Below are 5445 nucleotides of genomic sequence, written 5' to 3'. Positions count from 1 at the left end.
CCCCTGGTATGACGCCAGAAACTGGTAAGCGACCAGAAGCCAGTGGCAATGTTATTGATCAGGTTTACAATTACCGCTGCAATACTCAGCGTGATCTGGAAATTGATAGCTTCCTTTCCCTGGCTGTCTACAAAAGCAGATTCATTTTTTTTGATAAGCCAAAACACCAGTACCCCGATAATGTTGCCTACGGTAGGCAGTATGAGCATCCCAATAATTCCCCCCAGGTGTACAAGGGCTCCCCAGGTTCGTTCATCTTTCTGATTCATAAAATATAGATTAAATATAATGGGAAGTTAACAGGTTATTTTAGGATATCAAAAAGAGAAAAGAAAAAAAACTACAAACCTGTAAGCCGGATTCTGTTCCTGTCCCGGCAAGCCGGAACAAGCTGCTATCATTTATCTGCGGCAACATTCGCATGTTGCCTGTATCTGCCTACCCTCGGTCATCGGGCGAGCAGCCCTCAAACGACCGTATACATGGCATTTCAGCACGCAAGGTTTACCCGCACAAACAGTTACCTGCCTGCACCGTGGGCTCTTACCCCACATTTTCACCCTTATCTGCCTAGGCAGACGGTTATTTTCTGTGGCACTTGCTGTACCCGGTTTGCACCGGGCCCCACCCGTTAGGTGGTGCGTTGCTCTGCGCTGTCCGGACTTTCCTTCCCGTTGCACAAGTCAACGGAACGATAGCACGGTTTGTAGTTGAAGCGCGAAGGTAATGAAAATATTACCTAAACGTTATTTCAGTAGCGCCATAGCCATACCTGGCGTGGTATTGATTCACAAAGGTGGCTACCTCCGGCGTTTGTTTCAGGATCTGGTGGATCTCATCTTTGAGCTTGCCCTTCCCCACTCCGTGAATTACAATGAGATTATGCTGATGATGGCTGATGGCCAGTTCCAGGTAACGTTGAAACGCATTCAGCTGTATGGCCAGGATAGCAATATTACTCAATCCTTTCCAGTTCTTTTCCAGCGCCTCAATATGCAGATCTACTTCATGTTTGGGCTCCAGGGAAGTTTCCGGCTGCAGCTGTATCTTGCTTAACAGGCTGGCAAAATTGCCAGATCCCACCGTGGTAACAGGTGCTTTCTTCTTTGCCTGCTCCACAGGTGCAGGCGGTTCGGGTGCCTTCTCCGGAAATTTATCAAACAGCGGGTAAGTAATGGTGGCTTCTGCTTTGGTTCGCAGTTCCTCCAGCTGTATAAACATTTGTTTGGGCTTGATCTTCCAGGTTTTCTTTACAGAAGCAGCCAGTTTTGGTTGTGGTTCCTTCAGGAAAAAAGTAAACTCAAACCGCGGGTTATCATTGAGCGATTCAAAAAGAAGATCGGCAAGATAGAAATGATTATATGGATGTATTTCATTCTTGATCTCAAGATCCAGCTGGTTATTCAGCCATATCTGGAAATAGAAACGCATGGTGTGCGGCGTATCATTGAACAGGTTAAACTTCATCAGCTTCACCGTTTCATCGTATCCATCCATCTGGTATACCGGCAAAACAGACAGGAACATCCCTTTATCTGTTTTGAACACTTCATACTTCCTCCTGTCTACTTTGATCTCGTCGCCGGGAATCAGTTTTGGCTTTTCTTTGACCAGTTTCTGCTGGGTAAAACGATGGAAATAGGGAAAGTCGATCTGATCCAGGTACACCGGGAAAGACGTTCCTTTCACCTCTATCATCACCATATTATCATTCACAATGTCAACCACTGTTCCTTCTTCTTTTGAACTCAACAACAAGATGTTGTCGCCTTTTTGGTATTTCATAAATGCATTCTTCTGCTGCAAAAATAGAATATTGGAGGGATATGCCCGCTTCTATCTCCCGGGATCCTTTAAAATCCAAAAGAAAATTCAATGAAATCATTATAATCAGCGTAATCCTGCTCCGGACAAAATCCGTGGGGGACACAACTCCCTATTGCCATTAAAATGGTAACACTCACCTGCACGGCTATATGAAGAATAGCTAGTCCGCGTATTTCCTTGACCGGTCCTTTTCAGGGTGCCGGCGCATGTATTCATCCACTGAAATACGGCCACTGCCTTCAATCAGGAAGAATATCAACAGGAATAATACCAGTAAAGAGATACCCATTACCGGGTAGACGGTAAACAGTCCTGTTGGAGAATGAACAAAAAATACAGCACCCAGCAATACGGGGATATTCACCAGCGCCGAGAACCTTGTAAGCAGTCCCATTGCAATGAACAACCCTCCTACCGTGTGTGCAAATACAACATAATGTCCCAGGAATATGGACAGGGTGGCCAGATTGGGGTTCTGGTTAATCATGGAGATCAGTGCATCGCGGTCCTGTACAAACCGCACACCCACGTACATGAGAAATATCCCCAGCAGAATGCGGACCACACTCAGCCAATTCGGGTGATGTTTATCACCCCAGTGTTCAACCCGTTGTAGCATGTTCATAAAATATAAATTTTAGGATCAAAGAGCTACACTGAAGTTACGAAGATTTAAGCTTTTGCGGCCAGCTTGCTGTTGGTATAGCTGTAAAGGAAATAAATAGTTAAGCCTACCACGAGCCATACAGAGAAAACGATCCAGTTCTTAAGCGCAATTTCTGTCATCAGGTAAAAACAGCTGAGCATGCCTAAAACCGGGATCAGCGACAATTTGCGGGTAAGTGAGAAAAAAGAAAGTGCGATGGTTACCACTACAAATATGTAGAAGGGAATGTTATGTTTCCATACCTCCCAGCCGCCCGCCAGGGAAAGTTTGGTAGCAATTTCTTTATGGAATACAAAAACAAGTGCCACTACGATACCAGGAACAATGAACTGCCCGTTGATATAGGGCAGCTGGAACCGCTTTACCGTGGCTTTCTCCTCTCTTGGCAAAATCAGTACGCCACCGCAAACCAGGATAAAGGCAAACAGGGTGCCGATGCTGGTGAGGTCTGTAACGATGGTGAGATTCAGAAACAACGCCGGGATCCCTACCAGTATACCGGTAACAATGGTGGCGAATGAAGGTGTTTTAAAGCGGGGGTGTATTTTGCTGAAACGCTTTGGTAACAGGCCATCGCGGCTCATGCTCATCCAGATACGGGGCTGCCCTATCTGGAATACCAGCAATACGCTGGTAGTGGCCACCACGGCGCTGATAGAAATGAGATAGCTGATCCAGGGCAGGTTTACTTCATTAAAAACATAAGCCAGGGGATCATTTACCTTTAAATTATAATATGGCACCATGCCGGTGAGTACGAAAGAAATGAGGATATACAGCACGGTACAGATGATCAGGGAATAGATCATACCTTTAGGCAGATCCCGCTGGGGGTTGGCACATTCTTCCGCGGTAGTGCTTACCGCGTCAAAGCCAATATAAGCGAAAAATACGGCCGATACGCCCTTCAGCACACCAGAGAAGCCATTAGGCATAAAAGGGTGCCAATTGGCCTTATTTACATAAAAAAAGCCCACTACGATCACAAACAGGATCACCAGGATCTTCAGGGCCACCATAAAGTTGGCGCTCTTTTTACTTTCCTGGATCCCCACATAAGCCAGGTAGGTTACCAGTATTACGATCAGGAATGCAGGGAGGTTTACAATAAAGGGGATGCCGGCAATATGCGGTGCTGCAGCGATGATTTCCGGCGTGGCGCTGTCGTAGTTGCTGGCGAGCCAATCCGGTAAACTGAGGCCGATACCGCTCAGCAGGTTGTTGAAATAGCCGCTCCATGAAATGGCAACGGCGATATTACCAATGGCGTATTCGAGGATCAGGGCCCAGCCGATCACCCAGGCCGCCAGTTCTCCGAACGTAACGTAAGAATAAGTATAGGCGCTGCCCGATACCGGTACACGGGAAGCAAATTCGGCATAGCAGAGTGCGGAGAACCCGCAGGTAACCGCTGTAATCACGAAAAGCAGGGATACGCCCGGGCCGCCGTGAAAAGAGGCTTCTCCAATGGTGGAAAAGATCCCGGCGCCTATAACAGCCGCAATTCCCATAGCGGTAAGGTCTTTTACCTTCAATACTTTATGCATCCCTCCTGTTTCATGGCCATCTGACAAACCGTCCTGGGCATCTTTGATAATGGCAGTAAGTGATTTCTTCCGAAACAGCGAATTTGATGACATTGGCTAAGGAATTACGTTTAGATTTTGTTGTCTTTAAATTTAAGGAATATGATTGTCTTACCGCTTAAAAGTAATAAAGCTGATTGCGCTGATTAATCTTTCAGAAATAATCAATGCAATCAGCCATATCACTTCATCCTGAATAAGACAAGCGCGAATATAATGCGAATTTGAATACGAACCTTATTGCTGACGGTTTAAGAGGAAGTTAGCCACCTCCTTCAGGGCTTCCTTGCGGCTGGAAAGTACTGCTACGTTATCCAGGCTCTGGAAGGCCAGTTGCTGAAAACGTTCTTTCTCTTTCTCTGCCCATTCATCCACTTTACAACTGCGGTACAGTGCCAGTACCCGTTCTACTTTGTCTGCCGGCGACGTATCCAGGAGCATTTTCAATTCTGCGCGTTGTTCAGGCGTACACAGCTCCAGCGCTTTCAGGAGCAGGAATGTTTTTTTATTCACGAGGATATCCCCTCCCTGCTGCTTGCCAAATTTTTCGGGATCGCCAAAAGCATCCAGGTAATCGTCCTGGATCTGGAAGGCAATGCCAACGTTTTTGCCAAAAGAATAAATGTGCTGCTGGTTACCTTCACCGGCGCCGCCGATAATAGCGCCCAGCTGCAGACTGGCCGCCAGCAATACGGATGTTTTCAGGCCAATCATGCGTACATAATCGTCGTACTGCACCTTTTCCGGATCCATTCCTTCAAAATCCATATCAAGCTGTTGCCCTTCACATACCTCAATGGCAGCTTTATTAAATACGGAGATGATCTTTTGTTTATAATGTGCGTCTATTTTGTTGAGGCGTTCATATACATAGATAAGCATCACATCGCCGGCCAGGATGGCGGCGGGCTCCCCGTAAACCGTATGAACAGTGGGTTTGCCACGGCGGATGGGCGCTTTGTCCATGATATCATCATGAAGCAGGGTGAAATTATGAAAAAGCTCTACTGCACTGCCCACTTCGAATGCATCGGTCCGCAAGTCCTCAAATAATTCATTTCCCATCAGGCATAATACAGGGCGGATCCTCTTTCCGCTTATTCCCAGGATATGGGAGGCTGCATTATATAATTTGCCGGGCTGTTTCGGGAACTGTTGTTTTTCAAAATGCTGACTAAACTGCGCTGTTAATTCTTTGAATGAATGCATTGCTGTTGGCTAGTGTTTTATTATTTACTTTTTCTTTGACTTGCTTTTAGCGGCGGCTTTTTTGGCCGGTGCAGCTTTCTTTGCTGCTGGTTTTGCAGTGGCTTTCTTCACTGGTACTGCTTTCTTAGCAACTGGTTTTACAGCGGCTTTCTTCAC

At 46.4% G+C, this 5445-nt stretch carries 5 protein-coding genes and 1 other RNA gene; all 6 read right to left on the bottom strand.

Going from position 1 to position 5445, the window contains the following annotated elements; translation table 11 throughout:
- On the bottom strand, positions 1 to 269 hold a 269-nt coding region (locus VN105_RS03185; protein WP_325637849.1), incomplete at its 3' end, for a DUF4870 domain-containing protein.
- Positions 270 to 335: 66 nt separating this feature from the next.
- An RNA gene (rnpB, locus tag VN105_RS03180) (RNase P RNA component class A) lies at positions 336 to 711 on the bottom strand.
- 24 nt (positions 712 to 735) lie between these two features.
- Positions 736 to 1785, bottom strand: coding sequence for a Smr/MutS family protein (locus tag VN105_RS03175; RefSeq protein WP_325637847.1), 1050 nt, complete (start codon positions 1783 to 1785; stop codon positions 736 to 738).
- Positions 1786 to 1987: 202 nt separating this feature from the next.
- Entirely contained in the window at positions 1988 to 2452 is a 465-nt protein-coding gene (locus tag VN105_RS03170; protein WP_325637845.1) for a DoxX family protein, read from the bottom strand.
- Between the two features lie 47 nt (positions 2453 to 2499).
- Entirely contained in the window at positions 2500 to 4134 is a 1635-nt protein-coding gene (locus tag VN105_RS03165) for an amino acid permease (protein WP_325637843.1), read from the bottom strand.
- A 183-nt stretch (positions 4135 to 4317) separates the two neighbouring features.
- Positions 4318 to 5289 (bottom strand): polyprenyl synthetase family protein, encoded by a 972-nt coding sequence (locus VN105_RS03160; protein WP_325637841.1) that lies wholly within the window; start codon positions 5287 to 5289, stop codon positions 4318 to 4320.
- Between the last annotated feature and the right edge of the window lie 156 nt (positions 5290 to 5445).

This window comes from Chitinophaga sp., assembly GCF_035564935.1.
Taxonomy (GTDB): Bacteria; Bacteroidota; Bacteroidia; order Chitinophagales; family Chitinophagaceae; genus Chitinophaga.
The sequence above is the reverse complement of the archived record's forward strand: the minus strand, read 5'-3'. Positions and strand labels throughout refer to the sequence as shown.

Excerpts from the sequence above, each read along its gene's own strand:
- VN105_RS03160 (WP_325637841.1), bottom strand. The coding sequence starts at position 5,289 with ATGCATTCATTCAAAGAATTAACAGCGCAGTTTAGTCAGCATTTTGAA.
- VN105_RS03165 (WP_325637843.1), bottom strand. The coding sequence starts at position 4,134 with ATGTCATCAAATTCGCTGTTTCGGAAGAAATCACTTACTGCCATTATC.
- VN105_RS03170 (WP_325637845.1), bottom strand. The coding sequence starts at position 2,452 with ATGAACATGCTACAACGGGTTGAACACTGGGGTGATAAACATCACCCG.
- VN105_RS03175 (WP_325637847.1), bottom strand. The coding sequence starts at position 1,785 with ATGAAATACCAAAAAGGCGACAACATCTTGTTGTTGAGTTCAAAAGAA.